This window comes from Streptomyces sp. NPDC088733 (assembly GCF_044751185.1).
In the GTDB taxonomy this organism is placed as follows: Bacteria; Actinomycetota; Actinomycetes; order Streptomycetales; family Streptomycetaceae; genus Actinacidiphila.
Window position 1 is genome coordinate 1 of the sequence record NZ_JBIVLH010000062.1, and the last position, 2,222, is coordinate 2,222.

The window sequence follows — 2,222 nt, forward strand, 5'->3', positions numbered from 1 at the left end:
TGTCGGCGACGCCTGAATTCTGAGCCGCTTCCGACGGGTGAAAGGTGACCCCCGTTGCTTCGGTTGATGTTGGTCATTCCCCGGTGTTGGCGGCGGGAACCCGTCCGAGGTCGCGGCCGCGCATGCGGTAGCTGTCGCCCTTGAGCGAGATGACTTCGGCGTGGTGGACGAGGCGGTCGATCATTGCGGCGGCGACGGTGTCGTCGCCGAAGACTTCGCCCCACCGTCCGAAGGGTTTGTTGCTGGTCACGATCACGGAGGCGCGTTCGTAGCGGCCTGAGATGAACTGGAAGAAGAGGTTCGCGGCTTCGGGTTCGAAGGGGATGTAGCCGACCTCGTCGACCACGATCAGCGGGATCCGTCCCAGCCGGGTCAGCTCGTCGCTGAGACGGCCGACGTGGTGGGCTTCGGCGAGGCGGGTGACCCACTGGGCGGCGGTGGCGAAGGCGACTCGGTGGCCGGCCTGACAGGCCCGGATGCCCAGGCCCGCGGCGAGGTGGGTCTTGCCGGTGCCGGGTGGTCCGAGGAAGATCACGTTCTCCTTCCCGACGACGAAGTCCAGGGTTCCCAGATGGGCGATGACCTCGCGTTTCACGGACCGCTGATGGTCGAAGTCGAAGTCCTCCAGCGATTTGCGGGAGGGGAAGCGGGCTGCCCGGACGCGGCCTTCGGCGCCGTGGGAGTCGCGGGCGGCGACCTCCCGCTGCAGACAGGCGGCCAGATACTCCTCGTGGCTCCAGCCCTCATCGCGGGCTCGCTCGGCGAGCCGGACAGCCGCGTCCCGCAGGGCCGGGGCCTTCAAGGCCTTTGTCAGATAGATCAGTTCGGAGCCGACATCGCGGAAGGTCCTGGCTGTGTTCGTGACGTTCGACGTGCTCATCACGCGGCCCCTTCACCGGTGCTCAGTCCGCCGTCGATGACGCCGAAGATCCGGTCGTAGGTGTCCAGCGACCGTTCCTCGACCTCGGTGGTCACCGTCGGTGCCGGCTTGTTGTCCGCGGCGGCCTTGCGGGCGGCCGCGGCAGCCGCCGCGTGATCGGGATCGGTGATGGTCTGATGCCGGGCCCAGCTGCGGGCATGGCGGGCGACCTCGACGCCGTCGCAGGTCACCAGGACCTGGTCCAGGTCGGCGGCGACCTCGATGCGGCGGCCGACTGCCAGTGGATGGACCGAGTAGTCGCAAGTGTCCAGGCGGACATAGTGGTCCCGCGGCAGCCGCAGCGACGCCTTCCACCAGCCCGGAGGGGCGATCGGCGGCAGAGTGAGCATGCGGGAGCGATCGGCCTCGAGCCGGTCCGACGGGCGGGCCTGCAAGGTGCGGTGGATGCGCCGGTTGGCCTTGGTCAGCCAATCGGCGAGCTGGACGTTGAAGTCCGCCGGTGAGGTGAACACCCGCCCGGGCAGGAACGACGTCTCCAGATAGCCGTTGGCCCGCTCGACCAGGCCCTTGGCTTCGGGATCACGGGGCTTGCAGAGCAGGAACTTGATGCCCAGCAATCCGGCGAACGCGGCGAAATCGTCGGTGAGTTGCGGGCCACCGGGCCGCCAGGAGCCGACGGCTCCCTCGTTGTCCCAGACCAGCACCCTCGGAACGGCTCCCAGCTCGGTCAGCAGCCGCCAGTGCCCGGCGATCAAGTCCGCCGCGGACCGTGAGGGCAGCATCCGCGCGGTGATCCACCGCGAATAGCCCGCGACCATGACCAGCACCGGCGGCCGTCCGACCTGCCCGAAGCCGAGCGGGATGTCGGCGGGCGGGAACCACAGGTCGCACTGACCGATCTCGCCCGGCTCATAGACCGTCCGCGAAGCCGGATCCGCCGGGCGATAGGCCGGCCGCAGGTCCCGGACCCGGTCCTTGAGCACGGTCAGGCCGCGGTCCCAGCCGATCCGCTCGGCAATCACCGTCGCCGGCATCTGCGGCCACTGCTCGAGCAGTTCTCGGATCTGCGGCTCGACCGCATCCACGATCGAGCCCTTCGGCGCCCGCTGGTACTTCGGCGGCGCGTCGTCCGCGATGGCCCTGCGGACGGTGTTCCTCGCGATCCCCAGCTTCCTCGCGATCGCCCGCACCGGCATCTGCTCGGTCCGATGAAGCCGGCGAATCTCCGCCCAGTCCTCCACGCTGATCACCACTCCTCCCGGCCTGACTCAACGAGCCAGACCCCTGAAGGGGGTCAACTTTCAAGCGTCGCTACCGGTCCACTTTTCAGCCGTCGCCGACA

General features: G+C 68.9%; 2 protein-coding genes. Both read right to left on the reverse strand.

All coding sequences use genetic code 11. The features are described from left to right. Positions 1-73: 73 nt before the first annotated feature. Positions 74-880: an IS21-like element helper ATPase IstB gene (istB, locus tag ACIP64_RS41430; RefSeq protein ID WP_401598044.1), complete on the reverse strand. Its 807-nt coding sequence runs from the start codon at positions 878-880 to the stop codon at positions 74-76. Continuing rightward, positions 880-2,130, reverse strand: a complete 1,251-nt coding sequence (gene istA / locus ACIP64_RS41435; RefSeq protein WP_401598047.1) for an IS21 family transposase — start codon at positions 2,128-2,130, stop codon at positions 880-882. The genes istB and istA overlap by 1 nt, the downstream gene beginning before the upstream one ends. Between the last annotated feature and the right edge of the window lie 92 nt (positions 2,131-2,222).